Below are 23,402 nucleotides of genomic sequence, written 5' to 3' on the forward strand. Positions count from 1 at the left end.
TTTTCATGATTTCATTTTTGCTAATTCAACTTCCAGTTTATCAAAGTTCTCCTCATTTTTATCGACAACATAAGGCTTTAATTTCTGGCATTCTTCTTCGGTTTCAAAAAGCATTTTAAAAACTACTTTGGTTTGATTTTCGGCAACAGTTTCAAATGTTGTCAAGATTTGAAAAAGCGGTTTAGAATGGCGTTTCCATGCAATAAGATTAGGTTTGTCAATTTTGATGAATTCGCATTCGTTGGCATAATTTCCCACTTCTGGACCATGCATAATAAAACTCCATTTACCGCCTTCGCAAAAATTAAACTCATGAAAAGTATTGGTAAAACCTTTTGGTCCCCACCAATTTTTCAAATGTTCAGGCGTGCTCCATGCTTTGAAAACAAGTTCTTGCGGGAAATTCAAAATTCGTGTGGTCACGATTTCTGAATCTGGCGTTGTGGAAAGAATCTCTAAAGTCATTTCTGAAAAGTTTTAAATTAAACGAAAATGCGGTATGATAAAGTTACGTTTATTTTTATAAATCAATTATTCAGCTGTTTTTTCAAAATTATCGTAGTAAGTAAAATCTTGAGTGATTTTTCCATTTTCGATAGTGAAAATTGTACAGATTTGTAAAGTGAATTTTGATTTGTCAATTCCAGTTCCAGTTGAAATAAATTCGACAATAACGTTCTTTTCGCCTGAAGGATAAATTTGCAATATTTTATCTTCAATATTAGGGAAATAAGCTCCAAGTCCAGCGTATTTTTCTATAATTTCCTGCTTAGATTGTCTTCTAACGCCAATTCCAAAAGTAGGATCTTTAAATTCAGCATTTTCAATATACATATCGGACATTTCCTTCCATTGATGTTTATTGAAAAGATCAAAATACTGTCTTACAAGTTTTTCATTTTCTGATGCTGCTTTTGCTGTTTTATTGCAGGAAATCAAGCTAATTGAGAGCGCGAGAATTATTAAAATGTTTTTCATGTGTTTTGGGGTTAAATAGTTTCAAGATTATCCCATTCGTATTCTATTTTATTTACTTTCATGTAATATGGAATTAGAAGTAAAATTTCTAAACGCAAAGAAAAGTGTCCATTAGTAGTACTGAAAGGAAGTATAAATAAGGAAGCGATACATATTGCAATACCTACGACGGCATCTATTTTAGCAATCATAATTGCATTTGGTTTTTCGAACCAAAGTGAAAATGCAGCAAAAGCTTTTAGAAGCATGACAGCGATAATAAAAAGGCCTGTTCCTGAATAAGCGGTATCGCTAGAGAAACCGTAAAGAGATAAGTTTACATTTGGAACAAAAAGATTTGTAATTAGCGATCCAATGGCACCTATGCCCATTAGCATAAAAATCCAGCAGAAGACTTTTATCCACCACGGAAGTAATTTGCGTCTTATTATGTCTGGTTTTTCAAATTCATCAAATTGGCCTTTTAATTCTTGTTCCATGTTTTTTTTGGTTTTAATTAGTTATTATGTGTTTTGGGAATTTGTTGGTTTAGCTGTTTTTTTTCTTCTATTTCTTTTATTTTTTTGACAATCCACGGCAGTGTTAGCCCTTGTCCAATTAAAGTCAATAATACAACTGCGACCGAAATAAAAATAATAGCATTTCGATGAGGAAAAGGAGTTCCGTCTTCTAGGAATTTAGGAAGTCCGATTGCGATTGCCAATGATACAATGCCGCGCATACCAGACCAGCTTATAATTAAGCTATTGCCAAAATCGAGTAGCGCATGCTCACTGACTTTTCGTTTTCCTTTTTTATTGTTTAAAAAGGCCTTTTGCAGGTTTTTCTTTTGAAAAAAAACTCTTGTCATTCTAGTTAATAATGCAACGATTGTAATGATTACGGCATAACCAATATAGGGTAAAATCATACCATCGTCAATGTCTTTTAAAATATATCGAAAATTGAGTCCGATTAAAATGAAAATCAATCCGTTGAGTAAAAAAATAATAACATCCCAAAGGCTTTTCGAATTGTTTTTTAAATTTTCGGGAAAGATTTTATTGCTCAAACGCGCCATTGCTAAACCTAGAATAACAACTGCAATTACTCCAGAAACATGCAAATGTTCAGCAACTAGATAGGTAACAAATGGCATTAAAAGCATAAAGCTAACCGTTACATTTATGTTTTTGCGAACTTTTCCAAGAATAAAAGCAAGGATTTTACTCATTACAAAACCAACCAAAAAACCTCCTCCAAGCAATAAAGCAAAGTTTAGGGCTGCTTTCCAAATAATAAAGGCAGAACCCATTGCGGTCGCAACGGCAAAGCGATAAGCAACAAGAGCAGAGGCATCATTTATAAGACTTTCGCCTTCTAATATTGTAAGTGTTTTTTCGGGTAAACCAAGACCTTTTGTAATGTTTACTGCTGCAACAGCGTCTGTAGCTGAGAGAATAGCGCCTAGAACAAAAGCCAAAGGCCATGTCATGCCTGGAATCATGTAGTGAGAAACAACTGCAATCCAAAATGTAGTAAGAAATACAAGCGGAATTGCCAATGTACTAATAGTGCTAAGATTCGTTTTAAAATGTTTGGGTGAAATATTGAAAGAAGCATCATATAACAATGGCGGAAGAAATATCAAGAAAATAATTTCCGGATTGATTTCGATTTCCTGCATTGTTGGAACAAAACCAATCAGGATTCCCACAATAACTAAAAGAATAGGATAAGGTAGTTTTGACTTTTCTGCAAATGCTGATAAACCAATAACGATGGCTAATATGAAAATGATGATGGTGTAATTCTCCATTCGGGCATTAATTATTACTTAATTGTTTTTCTAAATTTTCAATTTCAGAAGGTCCGCTAACATTTTTCTTTACAATATTTCCGTTTTCATCAGTCAAAAAATGCCACGGAATTCCCATAGACTGATTGCCGTATAAGCTTCTTAAATTGGCATCTAATTTTTCGTTTACCCTGATATGATATCCTTCTAAATTATAAAAATGAATCATTTCTTTCCATTGCTTTTCTCTGCTTTCTTTGTCGATAGAAATATAAACCATAGTAATGTTTTTTGATTTTAATAATTCATAAAGTTTAGCATTGTCTTTAAATTCGGCTTTACACGGACTGCACCATGTTGCCCAAATGTCAACATAATATTGTTTTCCATTCAAACTTTTTAAAACATCATTTACAGAATTAAGATTGGAAGAATTAGCTATAAAATTAATTTTTTCGTTTAATGGCCCCGCTTGTTTTTTATGAAAGGCAATAATTGGCATAATTACAGGCTCCAAAAAGTGTTTATATGGACTTGAAGGATATTCTTTTTTAAATTGCTCAAAAAGTGTAATCAATTCTTTTTCGTAATTATTATTTATCGCTTCATAATAAACATAAGCGGCGAAATAATATTCTAGCTGAAGTCCAGATAAATATTTTTTTGCGTTGTCTATATTATGAGTATGAATCTGACCTTTTTTCTGAAATTCAGCTATTATTTTAGTGTCTACTTTTTCAAGAATTAATTCGTTGTAACGGAGATAATTTTCGATATAAAAATAAAACCACGGCGAACTTAAAAGCTTAGGATTTGTAACAGGATTTGACTGAAAAATCTCTTTCCACATTTCACTAAATTGTTCCTTGGAAAGTTTATTTTTATTTTGTGCGACAAGCAAATAATTAATAAATGCGAGACCTCCTTGGATTCCTTTATTAAAATAATCTCGGTCTGTTTCTACGAGATTGTAAAAATCTTTTGAGATTACTTTTTCTTTCAGAAGCTTTTTAAACCCAGCCATTTCAGCTTCTTTGCTTTGTTCTATTTTTTGTTTTATTTCTGAAGGAACACTGTCTTGTGTATATTTTTTTGTTTCCAATTCAAAATGACCGCCTACAATCATGCTTCGATTTGGAATCTGGTTGTAAAGTATTTGGCCTTTTTGGTTCGGAGATTCCACTACAAATTTGTTTTCAGAAGCTTCAGTATTGATGCTGACTTTATAAGTCATTCCAGGTTCTATAATTAAAGTTCCGTAAGATTTATAACTGTTTGATAAATCAATAAAAGAAGGTTTTTCTAAAGGAATAGTGATTTGAAAATTGCCAGACGAATCGATTTGAGCAGAATCTGTAAATCCAAAATAATCGATTCCGTGAATTGGTAAAGTATATTCAATGATATCCGGAATTTTTCCTGTGATTTTTCCTGTGATTTTTATTTCGTTCTTTTTTCCCTGACCAATAGCGAAGGAGGAGAACAGTAGTATTAAAATAAACTGAGTTAACTTCATTTTTTTACGTTTTAATCAGGTTTTGCTTATTTCAAATATAAATTATTTATATGATAAAAGAACGTTTTTCAAATATTGTGTTTTTTTGATTTATATGAAATTTTGTTTTTGAAGAGTCATTATTGAAAAAATATTATGAGACACTTTCTCTAATAATGACATGAAAAATAGTGGTTTGCCATATCTGTCAGTCTTGAAAAATGTCATGTTGTCAGATGGTTTTTCCTCTGCCAATATGAAAACTGACAATTTTATTTGGTTTTTTATATTGGCACAAAGATTGACTTATGCCACCTGAGTTAATAAAATTAAATCAAAAATTAAATATATAAAAAATGGGTAAAATAATCGGAATTGACTTAGGTACGACGAACTCTTGTGTTTCTGTAATGGAAGGTAACGAAGCAGTTGTTATCCCTAACGCAGAAGGAAAAAGAACTACACCATCTATCATCGCTTTTGTTGAAGGTGGAGAAATTAAAGTAGGTGATCCTGCAAAAAGACAAGCAGTAACGAATCCTACAAAAACGATTGCTTCTATTAAACGTTTTATGGGACACACTTTTGCTGAAACTCAAGAAGAGGCAAAAAGAGTTCCTTACAGTGTTGTAAAAGGTGACAACAATACTCCACGTGTGGATATTGACGGTCGTTTATACACTGCTCAAGAATTGTCTGCAATGACACTTCAAAAAATGAAAAAAACTGCTGAAGACTATTTAGGTCAAACAGTAACTGAGGCAGTTATTACAGTTCCTGCTTACTTTAACGATGCGCAACGTCAAGCTACTAAAGAAGCTGGTGAAATCGCTGGTCTTAAAGTTATGCGTATCATCAACGAGCCAACTGCTGCTGCACTTGCTTACGGATTAGATAAAAAAGGAAATGATCAAAAAATTGCTGTTTACGATTTAGGTGGAGGTACTTTTGATATCTCTGTTCTTGAATTAGGAGATGGTGTATTTGAAGTATTATCTACAAATGGTGATACTCACTTAGGTGGTGATGATTTTGACCAAGTTATTATTGACTGGTTAGCTGACGAATTCAAATCTGAAGAAGGTATTGATTTACGTTTAGATCCAATGTCATTACAACGTTTAAAAGAAGCTGCTGAGAAAGCTAAGATTGAATTATCATCTTCTGCTGAAACAGAAATCAACTTACCATACGTAACTGCTACTGCTTCTGGACCAAAACACTTAGTGAAAAAATTATCTAGAGCTAAATTTGAGCAATTATCTGATTCTTTAGTAAAACGTTCTATGGAGCCAGTTGCTAAAGCATTAAAAGATGCAGGTTTATCTACATCTGATATCGACGAAGTAATCCTTGTAGGAGGTTCTACTCGTATGCCAAGAATCGCTGATGAAGTTGAAAAATTCTTCGGTAAAAAAGCTTCTAAAGGCGTTAACCCTGATGAGGTTGTTGCTATTGGAGCTGCTATTCAAGGTGGAGTTTTATCTGGAGATGTAAAAGATGTATTGTTACTTGACGTAACGCCTCTTTCTTTAGGTATCGAAACTATGGGTGGTGTATTGACTAAATTAATCGAGTCTAACACAACTATTCCAACTAAAAAATCTCAAGTATTCTCTACTGCTGCTGATTCTCAACCATCTGTTGAAATCCACGTATTACAAGGAGAAAGAGCTATGGCTGCTGATAACAAAACTATCGGTCGTTTCCACTTAGATGGTATTCCACCAGCACCAAGAGGAGTTCCTCAAATCGAAGTAACTTTCGATATCGATGCTAATGGTATCATCAAAGTTTCTGCAACTGATAAAGGAACAGGAAAATCTCACGATATCCGTATCGAAGCTTCTTCTGGATTAACAGCTGAAGAAATCGAAAAAATGAAAAAAGATGCTGAAGCTAATGCTGATGCTGACAGAATTGCAAAAGAAAGAGCTGAGAAATTGAACGAAGCTGACAGTACTATCTTCCAAACTGAATCTCAATTGAAAGAGTTAGGAGATAAATTGACAGACGATCAAAAAACAGCTATCGAATTTGCTTTAACTGAATTAAGATTCGCTCACCAATCTCAAGATCTTGAGGCAATCCAAAAAGGATTAGACAATGTAAATGCAGCATGGAAAACAGCTACAGAAGCAATGTACGCTCAAGGTGGTGACGCTCAACAAGCTGCTCCACAACAAGAGCAATCTGGAGACAATGTTGAAGACGTTGAATTCGAAGAGGTTAAGTAATTCTTTAGTACTAAGTAATTAGTGCAAAGTATTAAGATATAAAACCGAGTCAGAAATGACTCGGTTTTTTTATGGGTATGAATTACTGTAGAGACGCACTGCAGTGCGTCTAAGTCTAGGTTTTGCACAAACTGATAAATGTCATTTCCTGTTCAGATTCTTTTTCGTAATATTACTATTGTAAAATTTCATGGATGAGAAAGATCAAATACAAGAAAGGACGTAAGCTGCAACACATTACTTTAGAGTATACTGGCACGCATAAAGAGCACGAAACAGAAATGCAGCTTTTTGTATATAATGACGCAGATGTTATAGAATACGATAAGTTTACAGTTTTAGCTTTAAATTCTTGTTTTGATTACACCAAAAACAATTGGCTCAATATTCACGGTTTAAATGATATCAATCTTATAAAAACAATTGGTGCGCATTTCAAAATTGATGATTTCCTACTTGCCGATATTTTAAATACTACTAAGAGAACCAAATTAGAAGAACAGCAAGATATTTTGTTCTTTAATATAAAATCGCTCCTTCCTTCTGAATATTCAGATAATATTAGTGTAGAACAGTTAAGTTTTATATTAAAAGACGGAATCTTAATTTCTTTTCAAGAAAAGAGAAGCGATTTCTTTACACACATTCGCGAGCGTTTGCGTACGCATGCAGGAATAGTTAGAACTAAAAAGGTTGATTACCTCTTGTATTTACTTTTAGACGCTGTAATGGAGAATTTCTACATCACATTGGAAGACGAAGAAGATAAGATTGAAGAATTAATCAATTTGACAAAAAAAGAAGCGAAACCTGTTATTTTAGAAAAAATTGAAAATCACAGAGATAACTTGAATTTTCTAAAGCGTTCTATAGTACCGCTTCGAGATTCGCTTTATTATTTGAAAACGAAAAAAGACGACGATGAAGATAATGGTTTAATTCAGAAAGACACTTTCAATTTCTTTATTAGACTGCATCAAAAAAGTTTGGAGCTTTTGGATCAAATAGAATCAGATATGAGTTCTTTAGAAAGTGCCTCGAACTTTTATTTTTCGGAACAAAGCCGAAAAATGAACGAAATCATGAAAACGCTGACCATCATTTCAGCTATATTTATTCCGCTTACTTTTATTGTGGGAGTGTACGGAATGAACTTTGAAAATATGCCAGAACTCAAAATGCAAAATGGCTATTTTGTAGTGATGGGCGTAATGTTTTTGTTGGTATTAGCCCTAATCATTTATTTTAAGAAACGACGCTGGTTTTAACGTTTGTTCTGTTTTGGAAGAATGTGATTTTATATAAATTTGTTATTTAGAATAAATATAAATAATTATGAGTAAAGCAATATATATAGCCACTAGCGATCATAATAGTGGTAAATCAATTATCACACTCGGTTTGATGAGTATCTTAATTGGTAAAACAGCCAAAGTAGGGTATTTTAGACCTATAATCGAAGATTTTGTTGATGGTGAGGTAGATAATCATATCGAGACCGTTTTGTCGTATTTTAACCTTGATATTGCGTTTGAAGATGCGTACGCTATTACTAAAAGCAGATTAATTAAGAAAAAGAATAAAGGTAAAATAGGAGAGGTTCTTGATTTAATTATTGAAAAGTATAAAAAACTAGAAGAACGTTTCGATTTTGTTTTGGTAGAGGGAACGAGTTTTACTGGCGAAGGAACTTCGATCGAATTAGATTTGAACGTTTTAATTGCTAAAAATCTTGGAATTCCAACCATAATTGTCGGTTCAGGAGTTGGTAAAACTTTAGAAGAACTTTTAGATAGTTTGTATTTGGTTTACGATTCTTTTAAAGTAAAAGAGGTTGAGGTTTTATCTGTTTTTGCTAATAAAGTACAGCCAGAAAATATCGAATTGGTTACGAATAGTTTACAAAAAAGTCTGCCATCAAACGTATTAATCAATACAATTCCGCTTGTTTCTAGTCTGAATAATCCAACTATGCAGGAAATTGTAAACGAATTGAATGCTAAGGTATTATTTGGAGAAAACTATTTAAACAATGAAATTGGACATTACAGCGTTGGTGCGATGCAATTGCATAATTATTTAGTGCATTTGCATAATAATGCCTTAGTAATTACTCCTGGAGATCGTTCGGATATTATTTTAGGGGCTTTGCAAGCAAATGAATCGGCTAATTATCCAACCATTTCAGGAATTATCCTGACTGGAAATATTGTTCCAGAAGAGAGTATTTTGAAGCTTATTGAAGGACTTTCTGCTATTGTTCCGATTATCGCTGTTGATGGAGGAACTTATCATATTACTAATAAAATTGGTTCTATAAAATCGGAGATTTACGCTAATAATACACACAAAATTGAAACGTCAATTAATACTTTTGAAAAATACGTTGAGATTGAAGCTCTATCACAAAGAGTAATTACTTTCCAACCTGAAGGCATGACGCCAAAAATGTTTCAATACAACATGGTTAAAAGAGCTAAACAGCACAGAAAACATATTGTTTTGCCGGAAGGAAATGATGACCGAATTATTGCTGCAGCTTCAAGATTATTAGATATGGATGTGGTTGATATTTCTATTATTGGAGACAAAAAGCAAATTGAAAGCAAAGTTGCAGAACTTGGACTTACATTTGATTTTTCTAAAGTAAACATCATCAATCCGATCGAATCTGAAATGTATGAGGATTATGCTAATACTTATTATGAGCTTAGAAAAGCGAAAAACGTAAGTATCACAATGGCAAGAGATTTAATGGAAGATGTTTCGTATTTCGGAACAATGATGGTGTACAAAGGACACGCAGACGGAATGGTTTCTGGAGCGGCACATACTACACAACATACTATTTTGCCAGCATTGCAATTCATTAAAACAAAACCAAATTCTTCTGTAGTTTCTTCTGTATTTTTCATGTGTTTAGAAGATCGAGTTTCAGTTTTTGGAGATTGTGCCATCAATCCTAATCCAACGGCTGAGCAATTGGCAGAAATTGCAATTTCTTCTGCAGAATCAAGTTTAGCATTCGGAATTGAACCAAAAATAGCTATGCTTTCTTATTCTTCTGGATCATCAGGAAAAGGTGATGAAGTTGATAAAGTAAGAGCTGCTACGGCAATCGTAAAAGAAAAAAGACCTGATTTAAAGATTGAAGGGCCAATTCAGTACGATGCAGCGGTTGATTTAAGTGTTGGAAAAAGCAAAATGCCAGATTCAGAAGTGGCAGGCCAGGCGAGTGTGCTTATTTTCCCTGATTTAAATACTGGAAATAATACTTACAAAGCCGTTCAAAGAGAAACTGGAGCTTTGGCAATTGGGCCAATGTTACAAGGTTTAAACAAGCCAGTAAACGATTTGAGCCGTGGTTGTACTGTAGACGATATTATTAATACAGTTGTGATTACAGCGATTCAAGCGCAGGGAATGTAAATAATTGTGAATTGTTAATGGTAAATTATGAATTATACTTTACCTTAAAAATCACCTTTATTTTAATGTGAATTCGTGATATTAAAAATATAAAATAAAAAGTTTTGAGTCTTCTAAAAAAACTCAGCACCTTAGAAACTTAGCATCTTAGTACCTTAAAAAATGAAAATACTTATAATAAACTCAGGAAGTTCTTCAATTAAATACCAATTAATGGTAATGCCAGAAAATGAAGTAATTTGTTCTGGAATGATTGACCGAATTGGCTTAGAAACTTCAAATGTTACTTTTAAAACTGCGACAGCTTCACGTGAAGAAACGCTACCAATTCCAAATCATAAAGTTGGTTTGCAAAAAGTAGCTAATATGCTTTTGGATGCTGAAAAAGGCGTTATTAAATCAACTTCAGAGATTGCTGCTGTTGGACATCGCGTTGTGCATGGCGGAAGCGATTTTAGCGCTACAGTAAAAATTGATGAAAAAGTAAAAGCAAAAATTAAACAGCTTTTTGAATTGGCTCCATTACACAATCCTGCTAATTTAGAAGGAATTAATGTGGCAGAAGAAATTTTCAGTTCGGCTGAGCAAATTGCGGTTTTTGATACGGCTTTTCATCAAACAATGCCTGAAGTAGCTTATAAATATGCTATTCCGAATTACCTTTTGACCGAAAATAAAGTGCGAGTTTACGGTTTTCATGGAACTAGCCATAAATATGTTTCTGAAAAAGCGATTAATTATTTACAGGACAATTCAAAAATAATTACCATTCATTTAGGAAACGGTTGTAGTATGGCAGCTATTAAAAACGGAAAATGTATTGATACTTCAATGGGATTTTCTCCTTCAAATGGTTTAATAATGGGAACGCGCGCTGGAGATATTGACCAGTCGGTTGTATTTTATATGATTAAAAATTTAGGATATACTCCAGACGAAGTAAATGCAGTTTTATTGAAGCAAAGCGGTATGCTTGGACTTACAGGTTACAGCGATTTGCGTGATATTGAAGCAGAAGCAGAGAAAGGAAATAAAGATTGTCAACTGGCTTTGCAAATGAATGCGTACAGAATTAGAAAAACAATTGGCGCTTATGTCGCAGCTTTAAACGGACTAGATGCGATTGTTTTTACGGCTGGAATTGGAGAAAACTCATCATATATGCGTAATTTAATTTGTACAGATATGAATTATTTTGGAATTGAAATTGACAAAGAAAAGAATCAAATTCGTTCTAAAGAATTGCGTGAAATAAATTCAGAAAAATCTATTGTAAAGGTTTTAGTCGTTCCAACAGATGAAGAGTATGAAATTGCAAATCAGGTTTTTAACTTACTAGAGAATTAGATTTGAAAGAATATTAGAAAGAACTCCTCGATTCGAGGAGTTTTTTTTAGCTCTAAAAATTAAATATTTGTGAGTATCTTTGAATTTAAAAACGAATATCTTGAAATCGATACTTTTTAAATCAGTTTTCTTCTTTTTCATCGCTTTACAACTTCAAGCACAAGAATTACTTCCATTTGTCGAAAATTACAGTAAATCAGATTATCAGGGTGATAATCAAATCTGGAATGTTGCACAAGGAAATGATGATGCCATGTATTTTGCCAATAATCATTACTTATTGCGTTATGATGGCGTAAAATGGGAAAAATATACACTTCCAAATAAAACGATTATCCGATCAATTTTGATTGAAGGTGATAAAATTTATTCTGGCTCTTATAAAGAATTTGGTTATTGGTATAGAAAAGATGGAACAATGCATTATGTTTCAATTACCAAAAACCTTAGATTATTTGATGAAAGAGATAACGAAGAAATCTGGAAGATTTTTAGATTCAACGGATCACTTTATTTTCAATCCTTCAACGATGTTTTCATTTACAACGGAAAAACAATTAAGAAAATTAAGTTTCCGTTTCTGATTTCGTATTGTTTTGGAGTAGATCAGAATTTATATGTAGCTTCTGTACAGGATGGGATTTTTAAAATGAATGGTAACCATATTGCCAATCCTAAAGGATGGAATATTTTAAAAAACACTGTTGTCCATGCCATAGAAAAACATCAAAACAAGACTTACATATTTACACAGAAAAAAGGGGTTTTTATTGTAGAAAAAAATGGTTTAAAAAGTTGGGATAATCCGATAAATGAAACTTTAAAATCGGCTACAATAAATGTGGCAAAATTTATCAACGACGAAAAGCTAATTATTGGGACTGGAAACAGGGGGATTTACCTTTTGGATTTAAAGAACAATTCCTATAAAAATATTGAACGTGACAATGTTTTAATGAATAATTCGGTCTTAAGTTTAGGATTTGACAAAGAAAACGACTTATGGGTAGGTTTGGATAATGGTATTGCGCATGTTGAGGTTAATTCGCCTATTTCTTTCTTTTATGATAATTCAGGTCTTTTAGGATCAGTTTATGCTGTGGCTGCAATTAATAAAGGATATTTGATTGCTTCAAATCATGGAATTTTCGAGTATAGTTCAGGGAAATTCAATATGATGCCTAATACACAAGGACAGGGTTGGAATATTTCTTTTATTGACGGAAAATATATTATAGGACATAATGACGGTACTTTTTCATACGAAAACAATGCTTTGACAAAAATAAACGGAATAAGCGGCGGTTGGAATATGTCTAAAAGCAGTATTAATAATACTTATTTTCAATCGACATACAGCGGTATTTTAGTTTATGATGATCCTACGAATTTATCTCATTATAAAATAATAAAGGATCTTGCCAAACCAATAAAATATGTTGCTCAAAACAAGAAAAATGAAATTTGGGCTGCCGACAATTATCGAGGTTTATATCGTGTTTTGTTAGATGATAATTACAATACTTTAAAAGTAGAAAATGTCACTCAGCAAAGTAAAATAAAGAATGATTTTGGAATTAAGATTTTTGAGTTTAGAAAAGAAATACTTTTTCTAATTAATAATTCTTGGTATACCTATAATTCAATTGCTAATAAACTGGAGCAAAATGACTTGTTTAATGCAAGTTTCAAGAATGTAACAGATGTTGTGTCTATTGATGAAGACCATTTTATGGTTTTGCAAAACGGAATCTTATATCACATTTATGCTCAAGGAAATAAATTTATCTGGAATATAATTCAGGAGAAATATTATAAAGGAAAGCTGATAAACGAAAATTTAAGGATCTTCAAAAAAGACAATTATTATTTGTTTAATCTAGATGACGGATTTATCTCGCTTAAGCTTGAATATGAAAACAAACAAAATTCAAAAGTTGAAATCGAAGCGTTTAGTAATGATGTTTTAATTCCAAACGATGAGAAAATAAAGTTCAATACAGAATTAAAGATAAATGTCATTTCTGGAATTTACGGAGCTAGTAAACCAAATCTATTTTATAAACTAGACAAGGAAAAAGATTTTGTCCCAATTTCTGACGGATTAATTGTTTTGAATAATTTAATAAGCGGTTATCATTCTGTTGAAATATTTAAACACGATGGCGCAACTTATGACAAAGTTTCTTCCTATAAATTTAAAGTAGCAGAACCTTGGTATTTTTCTTTCTGGATGATTCTGCTTTATTTACTGGTTGTTGGCGTAGTTCTATTTTTCTATTATAAATGGAATAAACTTCGTTATATGCAAAAACTAAAATTGCAGGGAGAAGAATTAAAGCATCAGCGAGAAATTCTAGAAATGGAATTGAAAAAAGAAAACGAGCTCAATATTCAGGAATATGAGAAACATATTTTAGAATTAGAATTACAAGCAAAATCTTCTGAGGTAGCTGGGAAATCTTTATCTATTGCGAAGCAAACAGAAATGATTGATAAAATTCAAGGTATTTTAGAAACAGAAAAAGATTTTGGCAAGCTTAAAAACGAAATTAAAAAAGCGATTAAGATTAATGAAGTAAATAAACACGAATGGGAAATATTTGAGACCAATCTGAATCAAATTCACAACGAGTTTATTATAAACCTTTCTAAAAAATATCCACAACTAACTCCAAAGGATATAAAACTGTGTGTTTATCTAAAAATGAACCTTTCTTCTAAAGAAATTGCTCCTATGATGAATATCTCTTTTAGAGGTGTAGAATTGCATAGATATCGTCTTAGAAAGAAGCTAAACCTTACTCAGGACGAAAACCTGTCAAAGTTTTTATTAACTCTGTAAGATTTGGTTTTGTTTTTTACAGAATTTATATTTTTCCATATCATTTTTTATATAATTGTGATACATCATTACTACATCATAATGTTATGTTAAACGAATTTCTTTAACATTTATAGTGTTGATAATCATTGTTGTAAGGTAAAATTTTAACATAATGATGTAGCTATGTTGTAGTGGTATTTGATGTACTACAACGTTGTAATTGCTTAATTTGGCTCTACTAACTTAAACGATTACGTACTGTATGAAAAATTTTATTTTTAGCTTTTTAGCTCTCTTGTTGCTGCCTACATATATGATGGGGCAAGCACAAGCAATTAAAGGAAAAGTAGTAGACAGTAGCGGAATGGGAGTTCCAGGAGCAATTATTAGTGCTTCAGAATCCAGAACTTCTGCTGATGCTGACTTCGATGGTAATTTCACCATTAATGCAAAACCAGGAGAAATTTTAAAAATCTCAATGCTTGGTTTCGATGCAGTTTCTGTTCCAGCAGCTGCAGGTATGTCAATCACTTTAAAAGAAGCTGGTGATACAGCCTTAAAAGAGGTGGTTGTAATTGGTTACGGTACCAGAAAGAAAATTGATAATACTACTGCCGTGGCTTCATTAAAAGCAGAAGATGTTACTAAAACAAAAGTTTTAAATGCATCACAAGCTATTCAAGGTAAAGCTGCGGGTGTTCAAGTAACTTCTTCAGACGTTCCTGGAAGCACACCTTCTGTAGTTATTAGAGGTTTAGGTACAGCATTAGGAGGTAGAAGTCCTTTATATATTGTTGATGGTATGCCAACGGAAAATATCAATAACATTAATACAAACGATATTACTTCTTATGAAATCTTAAAAGATGCTTCTGCGTTAGCTATTTATGGAACAAGAGCTGCAAACGGGGTTATCATTATTACAACTAAAAAAGGTAAAGGTGATAAAGTATCTGTAGAGATTGAAAGTTTTGGTGGTGTTAGATCTCCATTGAAAAAAGTGAAAATGGCAAACGGAAACCAATATGCAGCTTACTCAAACGCGGCATTAGGAACAAACACATTTGCTGCTAATCAGCCAGTTAATACAGATTGGTTAGATGAAATTACAAGAACAGGATCTTATACCCAAAATAACGTTTCGGTTTCTGGAGCTTCTGAAAATATTAAATATTTCTTTAGTTTAGGAAACTATGAAGAGAAAGGTATTTTAAATGGTCTTGATTACGGGCGTACTACATTCAGAAACAACAATGAATTTAAACTGTCTAAGAAAGTAACGTTAAATCAAAATTTCAGTTTTACATCAGCTAAATCTTCACCAAAACCATTAGGAGCTTTTACAAATGCTTATAAACAATCTCCTATAGTACCAGTACGTTTTGCTGACGGTCAATATGGTGTTTCTCGTGTAGATGCTAATGGTGTAGCTGCTCCAATTGGTTCATCATTTAATAATGTTGGAAATCCAGTTGCTCAGTTAGATTTCTATAATGAACAACAAAAAAGCATTACGCTTCAAGGAGGTTTAAAATTAGATTGGGAAATTTTAAAAGAATTAAAATTTACTTCTCAGTTTAATGGTGAGTACTATAATTGGAACCAATACAATTTTGAAGATAAGCAAGGTATCTGGATGGCTGCAAACCCTAACACAACAGAAGCAGACTACGTAGCTACTCACGCATCAGATCCAGTAAATTTATTGACAAGAGGTAGAGAAGAATACTTTAACTGGAATTTATCTAACTACTTAACTTACAACAAAGTTTTTGCAAATATTCACGACGTTGAACTTACTGCAGGTATCGAGGCTTCTGTAAAAGGGCCAAGAGAAACTTTGACTATTGCAAGAAAAAATGTAAGTGAAAATTCAGACTATTGGTCTTTGTATAATGCAAAAGACGCAACAGGTGTTCAATATGTTGGTGATGTTACTAGTTTATATGATATTAAATATAATGAAAGCAGATTAGCTTCATACTTTGGAAGATTCCAATATAAATTAATGGACAGATATTTATTTACTGGAACTATTAGACGTGATGGATCTTCAAACTTTGGTAAAGATTACCGTTGGGGAACTTTCCCATCTTTCGGTCTTGGTTGGGTTATGACAAAAGAAAGTTTCTTAGCTGGTGTTAAAGGTGTTGATTTAATTAAATTAAGAGGAGGTTGGGGTAAATTAGGAAATCAAAATGTTCCTTTAAATACTCAAGCATATGCTTCTGGACTTAATGCTTATTTAGGAGGTTCACTTTTATATCAAGGAACAACAATTAACTCTCAAATTGATCCGAGTTTATCTTGGGAGGTTACAGAGGAAACTTCTGTGGGTGTTGATTTTGAATTCTTAGACAGCAGATTAAAAGGATCTTTTGATTGGTATGATAAAAATACAAACAATGTTATTTTAAATACAATTCCATACATGCCATCAGGTTTGACAATCGCAACTCCTGCACACGTTGGTGAGATTTCTAACAAAGGTTATGAGGTTTCTTTACGTTGGGATGATAAGATTAACGATAACTTAAGCTATTGGGTTGGAGGAAACTTCTCTCACAATCAAAACGAACTTGCTTCTATAAAAGATTTTGATATTTCGCCAGTAATTGGAGGTAATTTAGGTAATGGTCAAAATACTAAAATGTTGAACAAAACTTCAATTGGCCAACCATTGGGAAGCTTCTACTTATATGAGTATGCAGGTATTGACCCAGCTAATGGTAAAATGTTATACTATAATGCAGCTGGTGATAAAGTAACTCAAAACTTACTTGACGCTACAAAAGACAAAAAATATGTTGGTTCTATTTTACCTAAAAACAACTACGGTGTTACTTTAGGATTAAACTACAAAAACATTGATTTCTCTGTTGACGGTTATGGTACTGGTGGTGCTAAAGTTTACAATGGTAAAAAAGCACAACGTTTTACAGGTGAAAATGTTGAAGCTTCTTTAACAAGCGATTTCTGGACAGCATCAAATACAACAGCATCAAATCCTGCACCGTTTAATGAAGTGCCAGTTGCTTCAACATACTATATGGAATCAGGAGATTTCTTTAGAATTAACAACATCACTTTAGGATACAAACTTCCTTTAAATGAGACAAGTTTTATCAACTATTGCAGACTTTATGTAAATGCTATTAACCCATTTATTACTCAAAAATTCTCAGGTTTTTCTCCTGAATTAAATGGAGACGGTAATCCTTACGGAACTCAAGGGATTGAGCTAGATGCTTATCCAACATTAAGATCTTTCGTTATAGGTGCTAATTTAAAATTTTAATATTATGAAAAAGATATATATATCAATGTTAGCTCTATCAGCATTATTCTTTACAGGGTGTGCAGATGACTTTTTAGATGTTGATTCAACACAAGCTGTACCAACGACAGATGTTGATCAATACAATAGCGATAGTGGTGCAAAAACATTTGTAACTTCAATTTACAGTAAATTCCTTGATTGGGATATGAGTTCATTTGGATGGATTGGTTTAGCAAGTATCACTTCTGATGATGCTGATAAAGGATCTTCTCCTGGTGATACAGGAACAGATAAAGACGTTTTGGATGCCTTAACATATAATGCTTCAAACCCATCTGCAGAAAGTACTTTTATTGCTCAATACGATGGAATTAACAGATGTAACCAAGCTTTAGATATGATCCCAAAATTGGATAAAGCTGATGCTACATTAAGACAAAGATTAATGGGTGAAGCAAAATTTTTAAGAGCTTTCATGTATTTTACATTAGTAAAATGCTACGGAGGTGTTCCAATTGTTGATCGTTTACAAAGCCCAACTTCTGAGGAAGATAAAAAAATGTTGCTGACTCGTAAATCTGTAGAAGAAGTATATGCTTTTATTGAAAAAGATCTAGCAGAAGCAATTGCAGTTTTACCAAACAGAAGTGCTTATGCTGCAGATGAAAAAGCGAGAGCTTCAAAAGGAGCAGCTTATGCTTTATTAGCAAAAGTAAGTTTGTATCAAAAGAAATGGCAGCAAGTTGTAGATAACTGTGACCTAATTACAGGTTACAGTCTTAATCCAAGCTATGCTAAAATGTTTAGATTAGAAGGTGAAAATGATGTTGAATCAATTTTCGAAATAAACGGAAACGGTGCAGTACCAACTAAAGGTATCTCAGGTTACTCAAACACACAAGGTGCTCGTGGTGCCGGTGGATGGGGATGGGGATTCAATGTTCCATCACAAAGTTTGTTAAATGCATATGAGGCAGGAGACGTTAGAAAAGATGCTACAATTATCTTTAGAAATTCTACATTATATGATGGAAGAGTTGTGCCAGAAACGGTAGAAAATCCAATGTATAATTTTAAAGCATATTCTTCTTCATATACTGACGCATGGGAAACGGATGCAAATATTAAATATTTAAGATATGGTGAAGTGCTTTTAATGAAAGCTGAAGCATTAAACGAATTAGGTCAAACTTCTGAAGCTATAGGGTTATTGAACCAAATTAGACACAGAGCTCAACTAGGAGATACTCCAGCAACTACTCAAGCAGCAGTTAGAACTGCAATCTGGAAAGAAAGAAGAGTTGAGTTAGCTTTTGAGTTTGATAGATTCTTTGATTTAGTTAGAACTGGTCAAGCTGAAAGTGCTTTTGCTGCAGACGGAAAAGTATTTACTGTAGGTAAAAATGAATTATTCCCAATTCCTGCTAACTTCATTTTGCAGGCAGACGGAATGTCTCAACAAAATCCAGGTTACAATTAATACCACTATATATCACTTCCTTCACTTTGCTGAAGGAAGTGATTATTTTATTAAAATCTTAAATTTTTATAATGATTAGAATTTCAGTTTTATTTTTAGCTTTTACTTTTTTTAGCTGTGGATCAAATGCCGATAAGTCGAAAGAAAATGCGGAAGAAAATACTTCTGGTGTTGCTGCATTAACAGATGAGCAGCTTTTAGATACTGTTCAAAAACAAACCTTTAAATATTTCTGGGATTACGCAGAACCAAATTCTGGGTTAGCTAGAGAACGTTATCATCCTGACGGAGTTTATCCTGAAAATGATTCGAATATCGTTACAACAGGTGGTTCAGGTTTTGGATTAATGGCGATTGTTTCAGGAATGTCACAAGGTTACATTACTAAAGAAAAAGGTGTAGAGAGACTTAACAAAATAGCAGATTTTTTAGGTAAAGCTGATCGTTTTCACGGAGCATGGTCGCATTGGATCGATGGAAATACAGGAAAAGTAAAACCTTTTGGAACCAAGGATAATGGTGGCGATTTGGTCGAAACTTCATTTTTGGTTGCAGGAATGATTACAGTTCGTGAATATCTTAAAGATGGTTCTGAAAAAGAAAAAGCAGTTGCTCAAAAATACGATGCACTTTGGAAAGGTGTTGACTGGCAATGGTATACAAATCAAAAAAATGTACTATATTGGCACTGGTCTCCGAGCTATGCTTGGGAGATGAATTTCCCACTACAAGGATATAACGAATGCCTTATTACTTACGTAATGGCAGCGTCTTCGCCAACACATACAATCGATGCGAAAGCATATCACGAAGGTTGGGCAAGAAGCGGTGGCATAGTTTCTTCAAAAACAAAATATAATATCCCACTTATTTTAAAGCACAATGGTGCAGAAGAATTTGGCGGTCCATTATTCTGGGCTCATTATTCTTATGTAGGTTTAGATCCAAATCAATTAAGCGATAAATACGCTAATTATTGGGATTTAAATGTAAATCAGACCAAAATCAATTATCAATACTGCGTAGAAAATCCAAAGAAAATCGCTGGATATGGTCCAGAATATTGGGGACTAACAGCATCATATTCTAGAAATCCTGATGGTTCTATTGGATATAATGCACACATGCCAAGTAATGATCAAGGTGTGATTTCGCCAACTGCAGCAATCAGTTCAATTGTTTATACACCAAAGGAATCAATGACATTTATTCGCAATTTGTATGAAAACCATAAAGAAGAAACTTGGGGAGATGCAGGTTTTTATGATGCTCTAAGCTTAGGTAATAAATGGGTTGCAAAACGTTATTTAGCAATTGATCAAGGTCCTGAAGTAGTAATGATAGAAAATTACCGTACAGGTTTATTGTGGAAATTATTTATGAACGCACCAGAAGTAAAACAAGGTTTAACAAAACTTGGATTTAAATCTGGGAAATACGGAATTTAAAATTCTATGAAGAATACATTAGCATTTATATCACTGTTATTTTCTATAGTTGTTTTTGGGCAGAGTGAAACAACAGGAAAAATTAATACAGTTATAATGTCTAAATATGAGCTGGGATATGTTTTGCATCGTCCAGCGAATGTTAAGGAGAAAAAGCCATTAATTGTTTTTATTTCAGGAGATGGAGAAAAAGGAACTGATCTAGAAAAAGTAAAAATTAATGGTCCTTTAAAATATTTAAAAACGAACCAATTAGACGCTTATGTATTGGCTCCACAATGTAAGGAAGACGAAAATTGGGATATAGAATCAATTTATCAGCTGATCGTAAAAATTCAGAAAGAGAATAAAATCGATTCAGAAAGAATATATGTTACTGGTTTGAGCTCAGGAGGCTGGGCTTCTTGGAATTTGGCTTTTGCACATCCAGATCTATTTGCCGCAAACGTACCTGTTGCTGGTTTTGTAGATTTAATTCAGTTAGAACATGCTTGTGAAATAGCCAATATTCCAACCAGAATTTTTCACGGATTACAGGATAATGTGGTAAATGTGAATTATGCAATTACAATTTATAATGAATTGAAAAAATGCAACGCAAAAGATGTTAAGCTGACCATTTTTGATGATGCAAATCATGACAGCTGGACAAGAGTTTATGATAACAAAGAAATCTACGACTGGATGTTTCAGCAAAGAAAAACGAATACAAACAAATAAATAGAATAGAATGAAAAACAAATTAGTCTTACTTTTTTTAGGATGCGCTGTTTTGGGTTATGCTCAAAAAAAGCCAGCTAAAAATACAGTGAAAATTAAACCAAAGTCTGAATTTGTGGCGGAATTAATGTCAAAAATGACTTTAGACGAGAAATTGGGTCAGTTAAACTTGCCAACATCTGGTGATATTACCACAGGGCAGGCAAACAGCTCAAATGTGGCAAAAAATATTGCTGAAGGCAAAGTAGGAGGTTTGTTCAACATTAAATCAGTACAAAAAATTAAAGAAGTACAGAAAATTGCTGTTGAGAAAAGCCGTTTAAAAATTCCATTGCTTTTTGGTATGGACGTTATTCACGGTTACGAAACAACATTCCCAATTCCGTTAGGATTGTCTTGTACTTGGGATATGAATCTTATCGAAAGAAGCGCGCAAATTGCTGCTAAAGAAGCAAGTGCTGATGGAATTAACTGGACGTTTTCACCAATGGTTGATATTTCTCGTGATCCAAGATGGGGTAGAGTTTCTGAAGGTTCAGGAGAAGATCCATACTTAGGTGGACAAATTGCAAAAGCAATGGTAAACGGATACCAACAACATGATCTTTCTAAGAATAACTCAATTTTAGCTTGTGTTAAACACTTCGCATTATATGGAGCTCCAGAAGCTGGTCGTGATTATAACACGGTAGATATGAGCCATATCAGAATGTTTAACGATTATTTTCCTCCTTACAAAGCAGCAGTTGATGCAGGTGTAGGTTCTGTAATGGCTTCTTTCAACGAAGTTGACGGAATTCCAGCAACTGGAAACAAATGGTTAATGACAGATGTTTTGAGAAAACAATGGGGTTTCAAAGGATTTGTAGTAACAGATTTTACAGGAATTCCTGAAATGATCGAACACGGAATGGGAAATCTTCAAGATGTGTCTGCATTAGCTATGAATGCTGGTGTTGAAATGGATATGGTTGGAGAAGGTTTCTTAGGAACTTTGAAAAAATCTTTAGACGAAGGAAAAGTAAAAATCGAAACTATCGATAATGCTGTAAAACTTATTTTAGAGGCAAAATATGATTTAGGTTTATTCCAAGATCCATACAAATACTGTGATGAAAAAAGAGCTAAAACTGAAATCTTTACAACAGATAGCAGAAAAGAAGCACGAGATATTGCAGCTCAATCTTTAGTATTATTAAAAAACCAAAACCAGCTTTTACCACTTAAAAAATCAGGTACAATTGGTTTAATCGGACCATTAGCTGACGCTAAAGAAAATATGCCAGGAACTTGGAGTGTGGCTACAAAAATGGAAAATGCTGTTTCATTATTGAGAGGTATTCAAGAAGTTGCTGGAGCTGGAACCAAAGTTTTATATGCAAAAGGAAGCAATTTAGATTACGATGAAACTTTTGAAACTAATGCAACAATGTTTGGAAAAACATTACACCGTGATTCACGTTCAAAAGAAGATTTATTAGCTGAAGCTTTAAAAGTAGCTGAACAATCTGATGTAATTGTTGCTGCTTTGGGAGAATCTGCTGAAATGAGCGGTGAATCTAGCAGCCGTACGAATTTAGAAATTCCACAAGCGCAAAAAGATTTATTAAACGCTTTATTAAAAACAGGAAAACCAGTTGTTTTAGTTTTATTTGATGGGCGTCCGTTAGTAATTACTGACGAAGAAAAAACAGTTCCTGCTATCTTAAACGTTTGGTTTGCTGGTACAGAAGCTGGTTATGCTATTGCTGATGTGTTATTTGGAGATGTAAATCCTTCAGGAAAATTAACTTCAACTTTCCCAAGAAGCGTTGGACAATTGCCAATTTACTACGCACACAAAAATACAGGAAGACCACTTTCTAATACAGAAGGTAAATTCGAGAAATTCAGATCAAATTATATTGACGAAAGAAACGAGCCTTTATTCCCATTCGGATTTGGTTTAAGCTACACCACTTTTGATTATTCAAACTTGAAAATTTCTTCTGATAAAATGAATCCATCTGGAAAATTGAAAGTAACTGTTGATGTAACAAACACTGGAAATTTTGACGGAAAAGAAACGGTTCAATTATACATTAGAGATTTAGTTGGTTCAGTTACAAGACCAGTTAGAGAATTGAAAGGTTTCCAAAAAATAGCACTTAAAAAAGGTGTAAAACAAACAGTAAGTTTTGATATCACCGCAGAAGATTTAAAATTCTATAACTCTGATTTACAATTTGTAGCAGAGCCTGGTCAGTTTGATATTTTCGTTGGAGGAAATTCAAACGCCGATAAGAAAGTTAGTTTTGAGTTAACTAAATAGTTGGTTTATTTGATTAGTGAAAAGCCCTTCGTTTGGAGGGCTTTTTTTCTAAGCTGAAGAACCTTTTTTGTAA

15 protein-coding genes are annotated in these 23,402 nt (G+C 33.2%); 10 read left to right on the top strand and 5 right to left on the bottom strand.

The window, feature by feature from the left end; translation table 11 throughout:
- Positions 1–3 precede the first annotated feature (3 nt).
- The 5 genes from V6624_RS13095 to V6624_RS13115 form a co-directional block, all read right to left on the bottom strand.
- Complete coding sequence (locus tag V6624_RS13095; protein WP_338838819.1) at positions 4–465, bottom strand: SRPBCC family protein; 462 nt, start codon at positions 463–465, stop codon at positions 4–6.
- 66 nt (positions 466–531) lie between these two features.
- Entirely contained in the window at positions 532–978 is a 447-nt protein-coding gene (locus V6624_RS13100) for a nuclear transport factor 2 family protein (protein WP_338838820.1), read from the bottom strand.
- An 11-nt stretch (positions 979–989) separates the two neighbouring features.
- Complete coding sequence (locus tag V6624_RS13105; RefSeq protein WP_338838822.1) at positions 990–1,457, bottom strand: hypothetical protein; 468 nt, start codon at positions 1,455–1,457, stop codon at positions 990–992.
- A 17-nt stretch (positions 1,458–1,474) separates the two neighbouring features.
- Positions 1,475–2,776: a Na+/H+ antiporter gene (locus V6624_RS13110; protein WP_338838824.1), complete on the bottom strand. Its 1,302-nt coding sequence runs from the start codon at positions 2,774–2,776 to the stop codon at positions 1,475–1,477.
- A gap of 7 nt (positions 2,777–2,783) precedes the next feature.
- A complete protein-coding gene (locus V6624_RS13115) occupies positions 2,784–4,271 on the bottom strand; it encodes a TlpA disulfide reductase family protein (RefSeq protein ID WP_338838825.1) in 1,488 nt (495 codons plus the stop codon).
- A 335-nt stretch (positions 4,272–4,606) separates the two neighbouring features.
- Between V6624_RS13115 and dnaK the strand changes: the two genes are divergently transcribed.
- From dnaK to bglX, 10 genes are all read left to right on the top strand, one after another.
- Positions 4,607–6,487: a molecular chaperone DnaK gene (gene dnaK / locus V6624_RS13120; protein WP_338838826.1), complete on the top strand. Its 1,881-nt coding sequence runs from the start codon at positions 4,607–4,609 to the stop codon at positions 6,485–6,487.
- Between the two features lie 194 nt (positions 6,488–6,681).
- The gene (gene corA, locus V6624_RS13125) at positions 6,682–7,755 is read left to right on the top strand and encodes a magnesium/cobalt transporter CorA (RefSeq protein ID WP_338838827.1); all 1,074 of its coding nucleotides are present in this window, start codon (positions 6,682–6,684) and stop codon (positions 7,753–7,755) included.
- Positions 7,756–7,822: 67 nt separating this feature from the next.
- Positions 7,823–9,916, top strand: coding sequence for a phosphate acetyltransferase (pta, locus tag V6624_RS13130; RefSeq protein WP_111283665.1), 2,094 nt, complete (start codon positions 7,823–7,825; stop codon positions 9,914–9,916).
- Positions 9,917–10,078: 162 nt separating this feature from the next.
- Complete coding sequence (locus tag V6624_RS13135; RefSeq protein ID WP_338838830.1) at positions 10,079–11,263, top strand: acetate kinase; 1,185 nt, start codon at positions 10,079–10,081, stop codon at positions 11,261–11,263.
- Positions 11,264–11,363: 100 nt separating this feature from the next.
- Positions 11,364–14,108 carry a helix-turn-helix and ligand-binding sensor domain-containing protein gene (locus V6624_RS13140; protein WP_338838831.1) on the top strand — a complete coding sequence of 915 codons (2,745 nt, stop codon included), beginning with the start codon at positions 11,364–11,366 and terminating at the stop codon, positions 14,106–14,108.
- 244 nt (positions 14,109–14,352) lie between these two features.
- On the top strand, positions 14,353–17,388 hold the full coding sequence (locus tag V6624_RS13145) for a SusC/RagA family TonB-linked outer membrane protein (protein ID WP_338838833.1): 3,036 nt from the start codon (positions 14,353–14,355) through the stop codon (positions 17,386–17,388).
- 4 nt (positions 17,389–17,392) lie between these two features.
- On the top strand, positions 17,393–18,850 hold the full coding sequence (locus V6624_RS13150) for a RagB/SusD family nutrient uptake outer membrane protein (RefSeq protein WP_111283671.1): 1,458 nt from the start codon (positions 17,393–17,395) through the stop codon (positions 18,848–18,850).
- Positions 18,851–18,921: 71 nt separating this feature from the next.
- Positions 18,922–20,298, top strand: a complete 1,377-nt coding sequence (locus V6624_RS13155; protein ID WP_338838836.1) for a glucoamylase family protein — start codon at positions 18,922–18,924, stop codon at positions 20,296–20,298.
- 6 nt (positions 20,299–20,304) lie between these two features.
- On the top strand, positions 20,305–21,018 hold the full coding sequence (locus V6624_RS13160) for a prolyl oligopeptidase family serine peptidase (protein WP_338838838.1): 714 nt from the start codon (positions 20,305–20,307) through the stop codon (positions 21,016–21,018).
- Positions 21,019–21,028: 10 nt separating this feature from the next.
- Positions 21,029–23,329 carry a beta-glucosidase BglX gene (gene bglX, locus V6624_RS13165; protein WP_338838839.1) on the top strand — a complete coding sequence of 767 codons (2,301 nt, stop codon included), beginning with the start codon at positions 21,029–21,031 and terminating at the stop codon, positions 23,327–23,329.
- The last annotated feature ends 73 nt before the right edge of the window (positions 23,330–23,402 follow it).

The sequence above is a fragment of the Flavobacterium ginsenosidimutans genome, assembly GCF_037478105.1.
Classification (GTDB): Bacteria; Bacteroidota; Bacteroidia; order Flavobacteriales; family Flavobacteriaceae; genus Flavobacterium; species Flavobacterium ginsenosidimutans.

Bases quoted from the DNA above. Each gene is read 5' to 3' on its own strand.
- pta (WP_111283665.1), top strand. From the start codon at position 7,823: ATGAGTAAAGCAATATATATAGCCACTAGCGATCATAATAGTGGTAAA.
- bglX (WP_338838839.1), top strand. From the start codon at position 21,029: ATGAAAAACAAATTAGTCTTACTTTTTTTAGGATGCGCTGTTTTGGGT.
- V6624_RS13115 (WP_338838825.1), bottom strand. From the start codon at position 4,271: ATGAAGTTAACTCAGTTTATTTTAATACTACTGTTCTCCTCCTTCGCT.
- dnaK (WP_338838826.1), top strand. From the start codon at position 4,607: ATGGGTAAAATAATCGGAATTGACTTAGGTACGACGAACTCTTGTGTT.
- V6624_RS13135 (WP_338838830.1), top strand. From the start codon at position 10,079: ATGAAAATACTTATAATAAACTCAGGAAGTTCTTCAATTAAATACCAA.
- V6624_RS13105 (WP_338838822.1), bottom strand. From the start codon at position 1,457: ATGGAACAAGAATTAAAAGGCCAATTTGATGAATTTGAAAAACCAGAC.
- V6624_RS13150 (WP_111283671.1), top strand. From the start codon at position 17,393: ATGAAAAAGATATATATATCAATGTTAGCTCTATCAGCATTATTCTTT.
- V6624_RS13110 (WP_338838824.1), bottom strand. From the start codon at position 2,776: ATGGAGAATTACACCATCATCATTTTCATATTAGCCATCGTTATTGGT.
- V6624_RS13160 (WP_338838838.1), top strand. From the start codon at position 20,305: ATGAAGAATACATTAGCATTTATATCACTGTTATTTTCTATAGTTGTT.
- corA (WP_338838827.1), top strand. From the start codon at position 6,682: ATGAGAAAGATCAAATACAAGAAAGGACGTAAGCTGCAACACATTACT.
- V6624_RS13100 (WP_338838820.1), bottom strand. From the start codon at position 978: ATGAAAAACATTTTAATAATTCTCGCGCTCTCAATTAGCTTGATTTCC.
- V6624_RS13095 (WP_338838819.1), bottom strand. From the start codon at position 465: ATGACTTTAGAGATTCTTTCCACAACGCCAGATTCAGAAATCGTGACC.
- V6624_RS13145 (WP_338838833.1), top strand. From the start codon at position 14,353: ATGAAAAATTTTATTTTTAGCTTTTTAGCTCTCTTGTTGCTGCCTACA.
- V6624_RS13155 (WP_338838836.1), top strand. From the start codon at position 18,922: ATGATTAGAATTTCAGTTTTATTTTTAGCTTTTACTTTTTTTAGCTGT.